General features: G+C 34.4%; 19 protein-coding genes. 17 read left to right on the forward strand and 2 right to left on the reverse strand.

What is annotated here, in order from left to right; translation table 11 throughout:
* Window positions 1–13 precede the first annotated feature (13 nt).
* The 16 genes from H3T43_RS05420 to H3T43_RS05495 all read left to right on the forward strand — a co-directional run bounded on the left by H3T43_RS05420 (window position 14) and on the right by H3T43_RS05495 (window position 11,634).
* Entirely contained in the window at window positions 14–343 is a 330-nt protein-coding gene (locus H3T43_RS05420; protein WP_198213148.1) for a YbaB/EbfC family nucleoid-associated protein, read from the forward strand.
* Window positions 344–943 carry a recombination mediator RecR gene (gene recR, locus H3T43_RS05425; RefSeq protein ID WP_034980309.1) on the forward strand — a complete coding sequence of 200 codons (600 nt, stop codon included), beginning with the start codon at window positions 344–346 and terminating at the stop codon, window positions 941–943.
* The gene (locus tag H3T43_RS05430; RefSeq protein ID WP_187153816.1) at window positions 943–1,173 is read left to right on the forward strand and encodes a YaaL family protein; all 231 of its coding nucleotides are present in this window, start codon (window positions 943–945) and stop codon (window positions 1,171–1,173) included. Before recR ends, H3T43_RS05430 begins: the two co-directional genes overlap by 1 nt.
* Before the next feature lie 102 nt (window positions 1,174–1,275).
* Window positions 1,276–1,923: a dTMP kinase gene (gene tmk / locus H3T43_RS05435; protein ID WP_198213150.1), complete on the forward strand. Its 648-nt coding sequence runs from the start codon at window positions 1,276–1,278 to the stop codon at window positions 1,921–1,923.
* Between the two features lie 5 nt (window positions 1,924–1,928).
* Entirely contained in the window at window positions 1,929–2,252 is a 324-nt protein-coding gene (locus H3T43_RS05440; RefSeq protein ID WP_034980303.1) for a cyclic-di-AMP receptor, read from the forward strand.
* Window positions 2,252–3,112 carry a DNA polymerase III subunit delta gene (locus H3T43_RS05445; protein ID WP_198213152.1) on the forward strand — a complete coding sequence of 287 codons (861 nt, stop codon included), beginning with the start codon at window positions 2,252–2,254 and terminating at the stop codon, window positions 3,110–3,112. Before H3T43_RS05440 ends, H3T43_RS05445 begins: the two co-directional genes overlap by 1 nt.
* A 9-nt stretch (window positions 3,113–3,121) precedes the next feature.
* Window positions 3,122–3,457: a DNA replication initiation control protein YabA gene (gene yabA / locus H3T43_RS05450; RefSeq protein ID WP_034980509.1), complete on the forward strand. Its 336-nt coding sequence runs from the start codon at window positions 3,122–3,124 to the stop codon at window positions 3,455–3,457.
* 12 nt (window positions 3,458–3,469) lie between these two features.
* Complete coding sequence (gene rsmI / locus H3T43_RS05455; protein ID WP_198213154.1) at window positions 3,470–4,324, forward strand: 16S rRNA (cytidine(1402)-2'-O)-methyltransferase; 855 nt, start codon at window positions 3,470–3,472, stop codon at window positions 4,322–4,324.
* A gap of 8 nt (window positions 4,325–4,332) precedes the next feature.
* Window positions 4,333–5,070: an acyl-[acyl-carrier-protein] thioesterase gene (locus tag H3T43_RS05460; RefSeq protein ID WP_198213156.1), complete on the forward strand. Its 738-nt coding sequence runs from the start codon at window positions 4,333–4,335 to the stop codon at window positions 5,068–5,070.
* A gap of 55 nt (window positions 5,071–5,125) precedes the next feature.
* Entirely contained in the window at window positions 5,126–5,644 is a 519-nt protein-coding gene (locus tag H3T43_RS05465) for a folate family ECF transporter S component (protein ID WP_198213158.1), read from the forward strand.
* A 28-nt stretch (window positions 5,645–5,672) separates the two neighbouring features.
* Entirely contained in the window at window positions 5,673–6,419 is a 747-nt protein-coding gene (gene tsaB, locus H3T43_RS05470) for a tRNA (adenosine(37)-N6)-threonylcarbamoyltransferase complex dimerization subunit type 1 TsaB (RefSeq protein WP_198213160.1), read from the forward strand.
* Window positions 6,403–6,954 (forward strand): ribosomal protein S18-alanine N-acetyltransferase, encoded by a 552-nt coding sequence (gene rimI, locus H3T43_RS05475; RefSeq protein ID WP_198213161.1) that lies wholly within the window; start codon window positions 6,403–6,405, stop codon window positions 6,952–6,954. Before tsaB ends, rimI begins: the two co-directional genes overlap by 17 nt.
* Before the next feature lie 16 nt (window positions 6,955–6,970).
* The gene (gene tsaD / locus H3T43_RS05480; RefSeq protein ID WP_305067082.1) at window positions 6,971–8,020 is read left to right on the forward strand and encodes a tRNA (adenosine(37)-N6)-threonylcarbamoyltransferase complex transferase subunit TsaD; all 1,050 of its coding nucleotides are present in this window, start codon (window positions 6,971–6,973) and stop codon (window positions 8,018–8,020) included.
* A 655-nt stretch (window positions 8,021–8,675) separates the two neighbouring features.
* Window positions 8,676–9,296: an ABC transporter ATP-binding protein gene (locus H3T43_RS05485; RefSeq protein WP_223896459.1), complete on the forward strand. Its 621-nt coding sequence runs from the start codon at window positions 8,676–8,678 to the stop codon at window positions 9,294–9,296.
* A complete protein-coding gene (locus tag H3T43_RS05490; protein WP_198213163.1) occupies window positions 9,296–10,465 on the forward strand; it encodes a hypothetical protein in 1,170 nt (389 codons plus the stop codon). Before H3T43_RS05485 ends, H3T43_RS05490 begins: the two co-directional genes overlap by 1 nt.
* Entirely contained in the window at window positions 10,465–11,634 is a 1,170-nt protein-coding gene (locus tag H3T43_RS05495; RefSeq protein WP_198213164.1) for a hypothetical protein, read from the forward strand. Before H3T43_RS05490 ends, H3T43_RS05495 begins: the two co-directional genes overlap by 1 nt.
* 405 nt (window positions 11,635–12,039) lie before the next feature.
* On the opposite strand, the gene H3T43_RS05500 is transcribed toward H3T43_RS05495, so the two are convergent.
* Both H3T43_RS05500 and H3T43_RS05505 read right to left on the reverse strand, forming a co-directional pair.
* Complete coding sequence (locus tag H3T43_RS05500) at window positions 12,040–12,444, reverse strand: GNAT family N-acetyltransferase (protein WP_198213165.1); 405 nt, start codon at window positions 12,442–12,444, stop codon at window positions 12,040–12,042.
* Window positions 12,445–12,745: 301 nt separating this feature from the next.
* Window positions 12,746–14,668, reverse strand: coding sequence for an ABC-F family ATP-binding cassette domain-containing protein (locus H3T43_RS05505; protein ID WP_198213166.1), 1,923 nt, complete (start codon window positions 14,666–14,668; stop codon window positions 12,746–12,748).
* Window positions 14,669–14,945: 277 nt separating this feature from the next.
* Between H3T43_RS05505 and H3T43_RS05510 the strand changes: the two genes are divergently transcribed.
* Window positions 14,946–15,581, forward strand: coding sequence for a redox-sensing transcriptional repressor Rex (locus H3T43_RS05510; RefSeq protein ID WP_034980278.1), 636 nt, complete (start codon window positions 14,946–14,948; stop codon window positions 15,579–15,581).
* Window positions 15,582–15,631: the final 50 nt, after the last annotated feature.

Here is a 15,631-nt window from a genome sequence, read left to right on the forward strand (position 1 = left end):
AGGAGAAGGTATTATGAGTAAAAGACCTAATTTTGGTGCTATGGGTGGCATGAATATGCAACAAATGATGAAGCAGGCCAAGAAGTTGCAGGAGCAGATGGCTCAAGAACAACAAAATATTACTGCACAGGAATTTGTAGGCAAGTCTGCAGATGACTTGGTTGTGGCTACTTTTAGCGGAGATCGCAAATTAAAAAATATTACTATTGATAAAGATGCGATTGATCCTGATGATCCTGATATGTTACAAGATTTGATTATTGATGCAGTTAATAAAGGATTAGAAGAAATCGATCAAGCTACTCAGCAAAGTTTAGGCAAATATACGAAGGGCATGATTTAATTGCAGTATCCAGCGCCAATTGCGCATTTAATTGATTCTTACATGAAATTACCTGGTATTGGTGAAAAAACAGCCACAAGACTTGCATTTTATACGTTAGATATGCCTGATGAAGACGTTCATAGTTTTAGTACTGCGTTAGCCGAGGTGAAGGAAAAACTTCATCGTTGCTCTATTTGTGGCAACATAACAGAAAAAGATCCGTGTACTATATGCAGTAATCCTGAACGTGATCAATCGACCATTATGGTAGTTGAGCAGCCAAAAGATGTGATGGCTTTTGAAGATATGGGTGAATATAGCGGATTATATCATGTTTTGCATGGAGTTTTGTCCCCAATGGATGGTATTGGCCCAGAAGAAATTAATATTAAGTCATTAATTGTTCGTCTGCAAAAGCAAGATCGAGTAAAAGAAGTTATTTTGGCCTTAAATTCAACTCCTGAAGGAGAATCAACAGCAATGTATATCAGTAAGCTAATCAAGCCGTCTGGTATTAAGGTAACAAGGCTTGCTGCAGGTTTGGCCGTTGGGAGTGATATTGAATACGCTAATTCAATAACTTTGAAACGAGCAGTACAGGGGAGAACTTCAATCTAATGGCACGTAACAAAATTAAAAATATGGGTGATGAGTGGCTCATAACTACTATTGAAAACTTACAGGAACAGATTGCTGTTCAAAAAAATCTTGATCCGACAACGCTTGATATGTCTGAAGATAATGTAGTAACAGGTAAAATTTTAAGAGCCAAGTATTCATTTTTATATGATGAAGCGCGACATCGTCATACAAGATTTAGTGGTTTTACCAATGCAATTTCTGACTAAAGTCCTTTTTCAAAAGGGCTTTTTATTTTGATTAAAAATTAAAAGTACGTTGGGGTGTTCATATAAAGAGAACTCTTGTAAAATAGAAACATGGAGAGTTTTATGAAGAGTTATTTTATCAGTTTTGAAGGTCCGGATGGGTCTGGAAAAAGTACAGTTTTAAAGCAAGTTGTGGCAGAAATTGGGCCTAGACTTAAAACACAATATCTAGTAACCCGGGAACCAGGAGGCTCAAAAATTGCTGAGAAAATTCGTCAATTAATTTTGGACCCGGTTAATGAAGAAATGTCTGCGAAAACTGAAGCTTTACTTTATGCAGCTTCTCGTAGTCAGCATATGTTTGAAACTGTCATACCAGCACTTAAAGCAGGAAAAATAGTTTTTTCAGATCGTTTTGTTGATAGTTCATTGGCTTATCAAGGTGCAGGACGAGAATTAGGTATTGCTGCAGTAAAACAGATTAATGATTTTGCTACAAGTAAAATTGAGCCTGATCTAACTATTTTTCTGGATGTTAAGCCACAAGTTGGATTAACCAGAATTGCCAAGGAACGTGCTGGTAAAGAAGATCGCTTGGAACAGGAAAAATTAAATTTTCATCAAAAAGTTTATCAGGGTTATCAAGAAGTAATTAAGGCTCATCCTGAAAGAATAAAGGTAGTTGATGCAAATAAACCCTTTAATTTAGTAGTAGAGGATTGTGTTAAAATAATTGCAAACCAATTACCAGCAGATTTGTTAAAGGACTGATTAAAATGAAGTTAATAGTTGCAATTGTTCAAAAAGAAGATGCTAATAGGCTCCAACGTACCTTTGTTAAGGAAAGCATTCGTGCGACTAAGCTTGCTACGACTGGAGGATTTCTAAGTGAAGGCAACACTACTTTTCTTATCGGAATAGATGATAAACATGTCAAGCAGGTTTTGCGCATCATCAAGGAAGAGTCTAAATCTCGTGAAGAATATATGAACCCTAATTTGGTTATGACAGGTTTTGATATTAGTAGCCAACCAGTGAAAATTACAGTTGGCGGAGCCACTTGTTTTGTTTTGCCTGTTGAAGAATTCAAGCAGTTCTGATGTCAATTGATATTACAAAAAGAGGCAAGAAGCAGTCTGAACTTTTGGGTCATGCTTTTGAGCAAAAAAAATTGGCTCATAGCTACTTATTTGTTGATGCCAATGAAGTCCAGGCATTAAATACAGCATATTGGTTAGCTTGTCTCTTTAATTGTAGCGGTACTGAAAAACCGGATGGTACGTGTCAGAATTGCAGGCAAATTATTTCAGGCAATCACCCTGATGTACTATTGATAGAGCCTGAAAGCAAGCAAAATTTGGGAATTGATCAAGTCCGTGTTTTGAAGGAAGAACTAGCTAAAAGTCCGGTTCAAAGCAGTGTACGTTTCTTTTTTATTAATGAAGCGCAGAAGTTAACTTTGCCTGCTGCTAATGCTTTACTTAATTTATTAGAAGAACCTATTGCTCCTGTTGTTACTATTTTAATCACAAATAATACCGATCAAATTTTGCCAACTATTTGCTCACGTACTCAAATTATTAATTTCACGCTCAATCAAAAAAAACATGACAAGAGTGAAGAATTACTGGCAAATGGTTTTAGTCCGAGTGAAGTTGACTCACTGGAAGATACAGCTAAATTAGATAAAGGAAGCAAATATTTTTACCAAGAAATGCTTGAACATAACTCACTTTCACTTGTGAGTGCACATCAGTTAGCAGAAATGGCTAAAAGCAAAAGTGAGCAAAATTATGTTCTCTTTTTACTTAAAAAATGGGCTCAAGCAGAATTAAAAAGCAATAATCAAAAAAACGGGGCAAGGATGTTAAAGTATTTGCTTGAAATTGACAAAATGCAATACAGCAATGTTAGTTTTCGCAATTTACTCGACTTTCTTGCTTTACAATGGAAGCGGTAGGTGTTCATGGTGGATTCTTATTCAAAGTTGGAACAACTTCACGATTCAATGGTTAGCATGACCAAAACAATCGAAAGTTTAGAAAATAGTATTTTGGAAACGTTGAAAGAAAATACGGAATTAAAAGTAGAGAATCAATTGCTGCGTGAAAAAATGGACAAAATGAATAATGCCCACAATAGCACCGTTAAAACTCAGAGTGGTCTTGAATCTTTACGGCAAATTTATAGTTCAGGTTACCATATTTGCAATATGTACTATGGCTCTCACCGTGATCCTAATACTGACTGCATGTTTTGTTTGGATATTCTTGATAATTTTGGAGAGAAAAAGAAAAAACATTAAAGGATTGATTAAATGCAAAGGCAAAGTAGTTATGGCCAAGACAACGGCAAACTTTTTTTAGTGCCAACTCCTATTGGTAACCTTGAAGACATTACCCTTAGAGCAAAAAGAATTTTACAGGAAGCTGATTATATTGCTGCTGAAGATACTAGAACAAGTGGAATTCTGCTTGAAAAAATTGGGGTTCATAATCATATGCTTTCCTTTCACAAATATAATTCAAAAGAAAGGGCACCGGAATTAATTAAGTTAATGAAGAACGGGGCAGTTATTGCTGAAATTAGCGATGCAGGGATGCCAGTCATTTCAGATCCGGGATACATTTTAGTGCAAGAATGTATCAAAAATAATATTCCCGTAGTGCCTCTGCCCGGTGCTTCCGCATTTGCTACTGCATTAATTGCTTCTGGCTTTGATGCACAACCTTTTACATATTATGGCTTTTTACCACGCAAAAAAAGTGAACAACAATCTTTTTTTGAACAAATGAATAAAGCACGAGCTACCTCTATTTTTTATGAAGCACCACACAGAATGGTAAAAACTCTCAATAATATGTCTGAAATACTGGATTCTGAACGAAAAATTGTTGTTGCCAGGGAGCTTACTAAAATTCATGAAGAATTTATTCGTGGTACAATCAGTGATGTTACAGATTATTTTAAACAAAATGCTCCTAGAGGTGAATTCGTTGTTTTAATTTCTCCTAATGTTGCTCAAGAAACGCAATTGTCGTGGGCCGAATTAATTAAATCGGTGAACCGGTTAGTTGACAAAGGAGAAAGTAAAAAATCGGCGATTAAGACAGTAGCTCAAGAAAATAATGTTTCAAAAAATGAGCTTTATGAACGTTACCATCAAAAGTAGGTGAAAGTATGAAGTATAGTGAAAAACATATAGTAAATTATTATGAGTGTGATGAAAATAAAAATTTGAAATTACCTGCAATGATTGATTTAATGATGAGCGTTTCAGAGCATCAATTGGACTCAGGCAATGGCAGTACAAGTGCGTTAACTAAAAGAGGATTAGGCTGGGTTGTAACACAATATCATATTGAAGTGGCACGTCTGCCCAGACCAAATGAAGAAATTACGCTCACAACCGAACCATTTGGCTATAACCGTTTTTTAGAATATAGAAGTTACGTTTTTACAGATCAAAATGGCAACGAGCTGATAACTGTTAAAAGCGAATGGGTTTTATTTGATTTACAGACTCGTAAATTGGTGTCGACAGACAAGGAAATGATGTCTGAACTGGGAATCCCACTTTTAAAAAAATTACCCCGTTTCCCTAGGTTGCGAGTTCAGAATGAATATCAAAATGAGAGGCAATATCGGGTTCGTTATGATGATTTAGATACAAATCATCACATGACAAATGGACATTATTTTAACTGGTTTATTGATACATTGGATCGTGATTTTTTGAAAAATCATATTGTCAAGACTATTGATATTAAATTTAACCTTGAAGTGCGGTATGGGGAAGCACCATATTCGCGCGTTAGTGTAATCAGTGATGAAAATGCTATTAAATCATATCATACAATTGCGGATGATGACAAAAATGATAAAGCTGTTTGTGAACTAACTTGGCGCAAAATATAATATAATTATTTTTTGTGTTCTCACAAAAATTAACTAAAGAAAGAATGTGCTGAAAATGACTATTAAAGAGATGCTTAAGGTCGAATTGCGAGACCTTGTCCTTTTAGGAATTATTGTTGCAATGAAAATTATTCTTAGTCGTTTTACAGTTGGAACAACTATTGTGCATGTTAGCCTTGGATTTATAGGCAGTGTAATGCTAGGTTATTTGTTTGGACCAGTATGGGGAAGCATTGGTGGTGGAATTAGTGATTTGGTTTCATCAGCTCTATTTGGCAATCAAGGGGGCTTTTTCCTTGGCTTTACATTGAGTGCTATGATAGGTCCCTTTATTTATGGCTTGGTTTTTTATCAAAAGCCAGTTAAAGTATGGCGGATAATTCTTGCAACTCTATTAGTAACTGTTGTTGTTAATATAGGTTTAAATACGCTTTGGGTTCACCTCCTTTACGGCATGGACTTTCGCGTTGTCCTTATTCAACGAATACCTAAAGAAGCGATTACTCCGTGGCTAGAGATGATTATTAGTTACTTTGTTTTAAACGCCATTTCACGCGTTAAAATAAAAAGGTAATTTTCGAAAAGAGAATAAAAATTTTAGAATGAAAATTTTGAGTATGTCCACTGCGACAAATAATTTAAGCGTAGCTTTAAATGATAATAGTAAGACTATTGCAGAAAAAAACGAATTTGATAAACAAAATCACAGTGCACATTTGGATCCTTTAATTGACCAAATTTTAAAAGAACATAATCTGGAATTAGCTGAAATTGATCGCTTTGCCGTTGCGATAGGACCAGGTTCATATACAGGTTTGCGAATAGGTGTGACTACTGCTAAGATGTTTGCCAGCATATTAAATAAGGATGTAGTTGGTGTGTCTACTTTGCAGGCTTTAGCTTCCAGTTGCAATGAACAAGCAACGTTAATAGTAGCAGGTATAGATGCTCGCAATAATAATTATTTTGCAGGAGCCTATATAAATAATGAAAAAGGTAATGTACCTGACTGCGTGATTCCCGATGGTCACTATCACATTGATACTCTTTTAAGTGCGATATCAGAATATTGTACAGCTAATAATTTGGAAAAAGTGATTTATGTTGGGACTGGCTTTGAAAAGCAGGAAGAGGCTATAAGAAAGACAAATATTCCCTTCAGTTTTGGCACGGAAAAACAGAATGTTGTTCATGCTGGTTTAATAGGTAAGCTGGCTCTGAATGCTAAACCTGATGACCCTGATCAATTATTGCCGAATTATTTGCGTCGCACGCAAGCTGAAATTGACTGGCATAAAAAGACAGGGGAAGCCTATAAACCAGATAGCAATTATGTGGAAGAAGTTTAAGCATTTTGGGTCTTTTTGGCTTTTAGCAAAAGAAAAAAAGTTTATTAAGTTTGTGCCAGAAAAAATCATTGTGAATCAATCTAGTCTGAGTATCAGGCAAGCCCAAGTTAAAGATATTTCTGCAATATTGTTATTGGAGCAAAGTCTTTATCAGGGTAAACAACCGTGGAATTCAATGGCTTTTCATACTGAAATAAGTAGAAATGATTCACTGTATTTAGTTGTATTGCAAACTCAGTGTGTCATTGGCTTAATTGGTGTGCATTTTGACGTTAGTAGTGCACATATTACTAATCTGATGGTTGATTCATCTTGGCAAAAACTGGGAATTGGTACTTATTTAATTAAAAAAGTAATTGAAATTGCTAAAAATAAAAACTGTAAAGAACTTAGTTTGGAAGTAAAAGATAATAATTTTACTGCTCAAAATTTATATTATAAGTTAGGTTTTACGGTGAGTTTTGTGTGGCCTAATTATTACCAGAGTTCGCATCAAGATGCTTTTAACATGGTGCTTAAATTGGCAAGTGACTAAAAGAAAGGAAATTAAATTGGTAAATAAAAAAGACATCCGTATTTTGGCTTTTGAAAGCTCGTGTGATGAAACTTCAACATCTGTTGTAAAAAATGGCAGAGAAATAGAAAGTTTGATTGTAGCAACTCAAATTAAGAGCCATCAACGTTTTGGGGGTGTTGTTCCTGAGGTTGCTAGTCGTCATCATATTGAAGTTATTACTCAAATAACCAATGAAGCACTTAAAGAAGCACACGTAGCTTGGAAAGATATTGATGCAATTGCGGTAACCTATGGACCTGGTTTGGTAGGTGCCCTTTTAATTGGTGTTAGTGCGGCAAAAGCTGCTTCAATGGCTACAGGTATTCCTTTAATTGGCGTTGATCATATCATGGGTCACATTATGGCAGCTCAGTTAAAGGAAGAAATCTCTTATCCGGCTCTTGCTTTGCAAGTTTCTGGAGGTCATACAGAGATTGTATTGTTAAAAGATTCAACCCACTTTGAAATAGTTGGCGATACTAGGGATGACGCAGCTGGAGAAGCTTACGACAAGATTGGAAGAGTACTCGGTGTTAATTACCCCGCTGGTAAAACTATTGATGAATGGGCTCAGAAGGGAAAGGATACCTTTGATTTTCCGCGGGCAATGATTAAAGAAAATGATTATGATTTTTCTTTTTCTGGTTTAAAGAGTGCTTTTATTAATACCTATCATCATGCTGAACAAATTCATCAAGACCTGAATAAATATGATTTAGCTGCTAGTTTCCAAGCTGCAGTGATAGATGTCTTGGCTACTAAAACTATTAGAGCAATTAAACAGTATGCTCCAAAAACTTTTATTATGGGTGGAGGAGTCGCAGCTAACTACGGTTTACGTGAAAGAATGAACCATGAAATAGCTAACCTGTCTCGAAACTTACAACCGAAAGTAATTTTGCCAGAGTTAAAGTTGTGCGGAGATAATGCTGCAATGATTGGTGCTGCGGCCTATAACTTGTACCAAGAAGGAAAATTCGCTGATCTTACTTTGGATGCTGATCCATCTTTAGAATTACCTTACGCATCAGAAATGTTGCAATAAAATAAACAATAAAAGAGTCTGTGAAAAAAGTAGGTCAGTGATCTTACTAAAAGAGCCGGCGAATCACTAAAAAAGTGGTTTGTCGGCTTTAGTTTTATTAAGTCAGGGGGGCTAGTTTTTCTTAGACCCTTTTTTATCATTATACGTTTTAAGATAAACTATTTTAAACATTAAATTTATGTATCAATTACTAAATGAGCGTGATCAGTCCTTTTATTGAGAAGAAGCAGAATTTAATCAACTAATTAATGAAGCCTATTATCAAAACTCTGAAAAAGATTTGAATTTTATCTTGTTTAGATAATTTAGTCATAAAATGACCCCCCCAAATTTGTTTTAAATTTGGGGGTCACTTCAAAAATCATATATGACATTTTTTAATTTAGTTTTCCTACCAGATTATAATAAAGTCAAACAGGTAAAATAAGAAATCAAAAAAATAAGTTCAAGAAATACAAAATTTGATAATCATTTTGATTATGAATTTTATAAAGATGAACTATTAATAAAACTCAAATATAACCAAGTTCCTACAAATAAATAGAGGAAATGTTTAAACTACTAATCAAAAAACAATGAAATTGATATAATTCAATGATATCCTGATATAGTATTCTATCATTTCAACTTAATTCACCACTCAAAAGAGGAGACTATGATGCTAACAGTACAAAACCTATCACTCAAAACCAGGCAGCCAATCCTGCATGATTTTTCTTATCAATTTGCACCTGGTCAATTTTATCAAATTGCTGCAGAAAACGGTTCTGGTAAAACAAGTTTCTTGCGTGCTGTTACGGATCTTATTCCAGTTTCTTCTGGTAAAGTCTTATTAGACGGAAAACCATATGCCAAAAATAAGCGTAAGCTTTTTTTCTTTGAAAGCAATGAATGGTTGAACGCCAATTTAACTAGCCTTGATTACTTAAAATTCGTGAAAAGCCAATGGCATTCAAATGTCGACCTTGATCAAGAACTTGATTTGCTGGGTGTACGTGAGTATGTCAAAGTCCCGATTAAAAAGTATTCGCTTGGAATGAAGCAAAAATTGATTGTGGCCATGTACTTAGTTAGTGACGCTGAATATTACTTGATGGACGAGATCACTAACGGTCTTGATGAAGAAAGTCGCACAGTTCTTTATGAAAGGCTAAATGATGAGGTGACTCAGCGTAATAAATGTATTATCCTAACCTCTCATTATAGCAGCGAGATTAAAGTGAATAACTTACACCGCCTCGTTTTACAAAAACAAATGATGCACGAGGTAGACTAATGATCTCATATTTTTCATTGCAACTTAAAAAAGTTACTAAACACAATCTATCAATTATTTCAGTGGTTATTTTATTATTAATTTCTTTTGGCTTACTATACATGAAGTCTACGCAACTCAGTGGTACTGGTTCTTTAAAAGGAGATGCTCAAGGACAGATTGCCATGAAAGAGGAAGCCTTACAAGCGGATCGTCGAGCACTCAAACGATATTCACCGCAAGGAAAATTATACAAGGCCACTGAAAAAGATATTAAACAAACTGAAAAGGAATTAAAAAAAGATCAGGCCTTTGTTGATAATATTAATCACAATCACTGGAAGCGAGTTTATAAGACCAAATTAAAAAGGGATCAAAAAGGCAAATTGACTGATCTAAGTTCGGATGAAAAAGATGGACATAAAAGTGTAATACTGCGTTTAAAGTATCTCATAGCTCACCCTATGCCTTATGAAAGCGATAGCGCAGTCACCGGGATACAGTTTCTATTAGATTTGAATGAAAACTATTTGCCCGTCTTATTTAGTTTAGTAATGATTTTTGTTTTGACTTATTTATTTACTGGTTCTTATAAAAATGGTCTTAACATTTCGACTGTCTTGCCAATTAATCGCTTGCAAAGTACCCTGACTAATAATATTGTTGGGCTATTAGTTGTCAGCTTTATTTTTCTATTACTAAACTTATTAGTTTTCGGTGGAGCAACGAGCATTTTTGGTACTGGTCGCAGTGACTATCCTTACATCATTCACCATCTGGTTAACGACCACTTGGTGCCAGGAATTATTCCGACCGCCAAATTGTTGCCCCAAGCAGCTATACTGCAGCTCTTAAATTTCATATTTATGGTTTTGTTTGTGCAGCTGGCTGCTAAAATCTTTCATAACCAGTTACCGACTCTGTTAGTTTCGCTATTGCTTTTATTAGGAGGTCATTTTATTACAATTTTTATTATTCCGTTGGAGAAGATTGCGCAGTGGCTTCCTGGTACTTATTTAGGAGTTTTAAATGTTGTATCAAACCAAACAGCCTATGCAATGGATAACTCCGCGATTAACTTTTCAAATGGTGTGTTTACCTTAATACTAAGTTCTATATTATTATTCTTGCTGGTACTTTTAATTGATCGCATTACAACTATTGCACATAGAAATGGGAGATTGGCATAATGTCCTATTTGGCTTTTCAGCTTAAAAAAGTATTTAAGAATAAGCTAACCCCAGTTTGCTTAGCAATTTTGCTCTTATTGATGGGTATTGTCTTATTCATGAATATTCGTACTAATCCCCAATTTTCCTTGCAGGCGGGGGCTAAATCAGAGATTGCTTACCGCCAAAAAGAAATTAACCGGCAGCAAAGATTACTTAAACATGATAAACAAAAATCAAAAACTGAAGTTTACCATGATACTAAAGCTGCTATTAAGCAAAACCAAGATGCAGTTAAGCAAGATAAACAAGTTCAAAAAGCGGCAAATAAAGGCAACTGGCGCAAAGCCTACACGATTATGTGGCAACAAAAAAAGCAAGAACAAACTATTACATCAAATGACCAAGATTCAACAGGCCTTAATTCAAGGACAAATGTAGAGAAAAAACTGCAATTCTTTAACTACTTACGCCATGAGCCTTTGCCTTATGAAAGTCAGGATATGCCAGTAACAGGCTGGCAATTCTTACTGCAATTACATCAGCAATATTTGCCTTACGTATTTACTCTTGTTGCTCTGTTTTTATTAACTTTGTCTTTAACTGATTCTTACCATCAAAAGTTAGATACGGCGCAGTTATTACCACTTGAAAAAAATAATTTAATGATTTCGAATACAATAGCAGGAATAGTCCTGACTCTTGTTAGTTTTTTAGGGATTAACTTGGTATTATTTATTGTAGCTTCCCTTATTTCTGGTACTGGTAGTTTATCCTTCCCTTATATCGTAGTTCAATATACAGTTAGTGGTCCTCTTATTAAATGTGTAACTACTGGCAGCTTTATTATTAAAGTAATTGTATTGCAGGCACTTACCTTGATCTTCGATGTTGTCTTAGTTCAGTTCCTTGCCCAAATTTTTCGTGATAAATTACCAGCATTACTTATCGCTATTCTACTTGTCCCAGGGCTCAACATTGCAACTATGATAGTTGAGCCGTTGCGTAAGATCTCCGCCTGGTTGCCAATGACTTACCTGAACGCAGTTGACATAGTATCTGGCAATTTAGGAATGAATTATCAAAATGTGCAGTTGAACTATACGACAGGGCTTTTAACGCTGTGCTGTTCAATTTTAATAATTATTATTATGATTTTACTGTCCAGTCATATAAAATATAAAGAATAAAATTTTATATTTCTTAAATTAATATTTTTACTTCTAATTAGTGTTATCATGACTTTAGATCGTTCATTTATTTATTTAAATTATGCTTACTCAAAAGTCTTTTAAAACTAAGTGTAAAAATATATAACAAGCAATAACATTCTCGTCATTACAAAATGGGAAACTCATTTCAAAAGAGTTTCCCATTTTGATTAAATAAATATATACAGATTTAATATTCAATAATATCTTAACTTGCTGTGTAAATTTTAATGTTACAGTGTTATCTATTCTAATCAGGTAATAAGGTACCTACCATGATAAAGTCAACTAGATTGGTGTGAGTTCTTCTTAAAACTAAAAGATAAAATATTGAGCAAAGGAGTCTGGGAAAAGATAGTTTTTTTCCAGACTCCTTATTATCTCTTAAAAATCTTTGTAGAAAGCAATCAAGTTGTATTTGTCACACGGATTAAAATTACAACTCTCATAAAACCTGCGCGTTTTAACGGTATTTTCTGTCAACAAAACTTTCTGTCTGACAGAATTATATTTCTTTAGCACGCTGTTTATTAATTTCGTACCAATTCCTTGTCTTTGATAAGCAGGATTAACAAGTAAATCTTGGATATAAATGATGGTCAGACCATCACCAACTACTCTGATTAATCCTACTAACTGGTTTTGATCATAAGCGCCAATAGCAAAAAGCGAATTTACAACTGCCTTTTGCAGCTGCCGAGGATTTTGCGTATAGGAACTCCAACCTACGCTTGTGTATAAATTTATAAGTTGTTCCATAGCGATATTTTTGTCAGCTATATATTTCATTTTTATTCCTCCTTAATTAATTAATAATTAAAGAGCAGTGCGTAATTTTTCCATGTGTACCTCTCAATTTATTTTTGATAGAGCCAGTAAAATTATTATCTTTAAGTTTAAACAACTACAATTTTAAAAGCAATAGTATAAAGATCTTTTTTGCGTCTTATAATTATTACGTATTTATAAATAAAAAGAAAATTTTATTAATAGTTAATAAAAAAATCTAGCACTAGCTAAGAATAGAAACGGTAGATAAAAGGCTAGTTAATCTTATTTTGGAGTTGTGTTAACTTAATAATATATTATTTTAGTCAAAGCTATCCAGTTTATTCAATGCACTTTCCCATGCATCATTTGCATCGTCCAGTTGTTTTTGTACTGCGCTAAGCTGTTCTTGCAAGGGACCTAATTTGTCAAAATTAGTTGCAATTGCTGGATCAGCCATTTGAGATTGAATATCTTTTTGCTCTTTTTCCAACTTTTCAATTTTATTTTCGGTATTTTCAACTTCTCTTTGCAATTTACGCTTTTGTGAATCGCGCAACTTTTGCTCCTGATAGGACAATTTATTTTTATTTTGTTCAGGTTCTACTATTTCTCTATTCTCAGATGATTCATTTTCGGAGGCTAAGTCTTGCTTATTCTTTTCATCTAGATAATAACTATAATCACCTTCATATACTTGAGCAACACCGTTTTTAATTTCTACAATCTTATTTGCTAACTGATTGATGAAATAGCGGTCGTGAGAAACGAAAAGTAAAGTACCATCATAGTTCTGTAGTGCCTGTTCTAAAACCTCCTTGGCTTCGAGATCCAAGTGGTTTGTGGGTTCATCCATCAATAAAAAATTATTATGCTCAAGCGACAAAACTGTTAGGGTTAATCTCGCTTTTTGACCACCGGAAAGTTGACCTACAGTTTTACCAATATCTTTTGCTGTGAATAAGAAACTGGCTAAAATCGACCTCACATCTTTTTCAGGCATTGTTTTATGACGGTCCCAAACTGTATCGATTACAGTTTTACCTGGATCAAGCCCTTGCAGTTCTTGATCATAGTAGCCGATGTCTAACGAAGCTCCATATTTGATTGAACCTTTTTTCGGTTTTAACTCCTTCATAACGGTTTTTAGTAAAGTTGATTTACCAATACCATTTTGACCAATAACGGCTACACGGTCACCTTTATTAATTTGCAGAGAAATACCGTGAACCATTGTTTTTGTGGGATAGCCAATAGTTAAATCACGTAAAATTAGCACTTCTTTACCAGATGGTCGCTCACTTTGAAAATTAATTCTGACTTTGTTTTTGTGCTTGGGCGGACTAATTCGTTCCATTTTTTCCAGTTGCTTGCGCCGACTTTGTGCTCTCTTAGTAGTTTTAGCTCTTACAATATTTTTTTGAATAAATTCTTCGTCTTTTTTGATTTTTTCTTGTTGCTTTTCGTATGCTTCTTCTTGTTGACGGTCACGTAATTGACGTTCAGAGAGATAGGCAGAATAATTTCCTTTAAATACAGTTAATTTGCCAAATTGTAATTCAAAAATTTGTGTTGCTAAATTATCCAAAAAATATTGATCATGGGAAACTACCAAAATAGCACCAGAATAGTTTTTAAGATAGCTTTCAAGCCAGTCTAGAGTGTCTAAATCCAGATAGTTGGTAGGTTCATCAAGCAGTAATAATGGGGGTTTGCGCAATAACAACTTAACAAAAGAAAGCCGCGTTTTTTCTCCGCCGGAAAGGCTGCCAACCTTTTTAGTCCAAGTTGCTTCAGGAAAATTAAATCCGTTCAAAATACTTTTGATATCGGCCTGGTAGGTGTATCCACCTTGTTGTTCGAAGCTGTATTGCAACTGGTCATATTGTTTTAGCAGGTCCTTTTTTTGCGGATTTGCAGACATTTCTTCTTGTAAATCCCTTATCTTTTTACCCATATTAATTAGGGGAGTAAAAACAGACAGCATTTCATCCCAAATAGTTTTATTTTCATTTAAATCATTTTCTTGAGCAATATAGCCAACATCTATATTTTTATTGATTGTAAAGTCACCATGTGTGGCTTCTTCTTCGCCAGTCATAATTTTAAGCAAAGTCGTTTTACCGACACCATTGGGTCCAATGAGACCTATTCTTGCATTTGAGTCAATTGAAAAATTGACGTTTTTAAATAATGTGTTGGCACCGAATTGTTTTTCTAAATCGTGTCCTTGAGCAATTATCATAATTTTTCACCTAGAAACCATTTTAGCATACGTAGCAAAATTCTTGTGGGAGAGTTTGATTGATAAATATAGGAAATAAATGTAAAAAAGAAGCATTTTTTAATTAAAAGAGTAAAAAAATAAATTTCTATTATCAAACCTGTTACTATTATGCTAAAATTTGATAGATTGTGAAAAAAATGTTTGCAAATGGCGCAAATTTATAGATAAAATAGTAGTGATTGCTGAAAAATTCACAAAACAAAATATATACTTAATCAAGTTGGAGGCTTTTTAAATGGAAAAAATCAAAATACCCACGGCTACGGCTAAAAGATTGCCGCTATATTACCGCTACCTGATAATTTTAAATGAGGCTGGTAAAGAAAAGGTATCCTCAACTGAATTATCTGAGGCTGTTCAAGTAGATAGTGCTTCAATCAGACGTGATTTTTCATACTTTGGTGCATTGGGAAAACGTGGCTATGGTTATGATGTAAAAAGTTTGCTTTCCTTTTTTAAAAAGATTTTAAATCAAGATACTTTAACAAATGTTGCCCTGGTTGGCGTTGGTAATTTAGGCCATGCTTTATTAAACTATAATTTCAAACGCACAAACAATATTCGTATTTCATGTGCTTTTGATATTGATGATAAAATTACAGGCAAGATTCTCAGTGGTGTCCCTGTTTATGACATGAGTGAACTAAAAAAACAGCTTAGTGACCAACAGATTTCTATTGCAATTTTGACTGTTCCTTCCACGACAGCACAAAGGACAGCTGATGATATGGTTGAAGCTGGTATTCGAGGAATTATGAATTTCACGCCAATTCGTTTGTCTGCTCCAAGTGGTATTAGAATTCAGAACGTTGATTTAGCAACGGAATTACAAACTCTAATTTACTTCCTTGACTCAGATAAGAAAAAGTAGGCATAAAAATACGATTAGCACTTTTTTACTCAAAGTGCTAATTTTTTCTT

The sequence above is a fragment of the Lactobacillus sp. M0396 genome, from assembly GCF_016101625.1.
GTDB classification, from domain to species: Bacteria; Bacillota; Bacilli; order Lactobacillales; family Lactobacillaceae; genus Lactobacillus; species Lactobacillus huangpiensis.

Coding starts and splice junctions, on each gene's coding strand:
- H3T43_RS05420 (WP_198213148.1), top strand. CDS start 14: ATGAGTAAAAGACCTAATTTTGGTGCTATGGGTGGCATGAATATGCAA.
- H3T43_RS05430 (WP_187153816.1), top strand. CDS start 943: ATGGCACGTAACAAAATTAAAAATATGGGTGATGAGTGGCTCATAACT.
- tmk (WP_198213150.1), top strand. CDS start 1,276: ATGAAGAGTTATTTTATCAGTTTTGAAGGTCCGGATGGGTCTGGAAAA.
- H3T43_RS05440 (WP_034980303.1), top strand. CDS start 1,929: ATGAAGTTAATAGTTGCAATTGTTCAAAAAGAAGATGCTAATAGGCTC.
- H3T43_RS05445 (WP_198213152.1), top strand. CDS start 2,252: ATGTCAATTGATATTACAAAAAGAGGCAAGAAGCAGTCTGAACTTTTG.
- rsmI (WP_198213154.1), top strand. CDS start 3,470: ATGCAAAGGCAAAGTAGTTATGGCCAAGACAACGGCAAACTTTTTTTA.
- H3T43_RS05460 (WP_198213156.1), top strand. CDS start 4,333: ATGAAGTATAGTGAAAAACATATAGTAAATTATTATGAGTGTGATGAA.
- H3T43_RS05465 (WP_198213158.1), top strand. CDS start 5,126: ATGACTATTAAAGAGATGCTTAAGGTCGAATTGCGAGACCTTGTCCTT.
- tsaB (WP_198213160.1), top strand. CDS start 5,673: ATGAAAATTTTGAGTATGTCCACTGCGACAAATAATTTAAGCGTAGCT.
- rimI (WP_198213161.1), top strand. CDS start 6,403: ATGTGGAAGAAGTTTAAGCATTTTGGGTCTTTTTGGCTTTTAGCAAAA.
- H3T43_RS05485 (WP_223896459.1), top strand. CDS start 8,676: ATGATGCTAACAGTACAAAACCTATCACTCAAAACCAGGCAGCCAATC.
- H3T43_RS05490 (WP_198213163.1), top strand. CDS start 9,296: ATGATCTCATATTTTTCATTGCAACTTAAAAAAGTTACTAAACACAAT.
- H3T43_RS05495 (WP_198213164.1), top strand. CDS start 10,465: ATGTCCTATTTGGCTTTTCAGCTTAAAAAAGTATTTAAGAATAAGCTA.
- H3T43_RS05500 (WP_198213165.1), bottom strand. CDS start 12,444: ATGAAATATATAGCTGACAAAAATATCGCTATGGAACAACTTATAAAT.
- H3T43_RS05505 (WP_198213166.1), bottom strand. CDS start 14,668: ATGATAATTGCTCAAGGACACGATTTAGAAAAACAATTCGGTGCCAAC.
- H3T43_RS05510 (WP_034980278.1), top strand. CDS start 14,946: ATGGAAAAAATCAAAATACCCACGGCTACGGCTAAAAGATTGCCGCTA.